The sequence below is a fragment of the Flavobacterium sp. NRK1 genome (assembly GCF_024054175.1).
Lineage (GTDB): Bacteria > Bacteroidota > Bacteroidia > Flavobacteriales > Flavobacteriaceae > Flavobacterium.
In genome coordinates, this window is sequence record NZ_JAMXLA010000026.1 from 1 (window position 1) to 303 (window position 303).

The 303-nt window shown below is 34.3% G+C and carries 1 protein-coding gene; it reads left to right on the top strand.

What is annotated here, in order from left to right:
- Positions 1-301, top strand: a 301-nt coding sequence (locus NHE85_RS16725; RefSeq protein WP_252813349.1) for a hypothetical protein, incomplete at its 5' end; no start/stop codon positions are given.
- Positions 302-303 lie beyond the last annotated feature (2 nt).

Below are 303 nucleotides of genomic sequence, written 5' to 3' on the forward strand. Positions count from 1 at the left end.
GCAGTACATTGTATCTAAGAACTTCGCTGTGATTGCGGGTGCAAAAGTAGCAAACTTTTTATTACCTCCAAATCTTTTTTCAACTTTTTTTCGGTTATTTTTCTTTAACCAGCCCTTTATTCATAAGGGTTTCGTTGATGTCAGCCTGTCAGTGAGCATTGCCTTGATTGCGGGTGCAAAAGTAGCACCTTTTTCACCATTTCCAAATTTTATACAACCTTTTTTTAATGTTTTTTTAACCTTATTTCTCAACTGTCTAATTACCCGATTATTGCAGTATGAATTATTTTTGGTTTTGTAGAG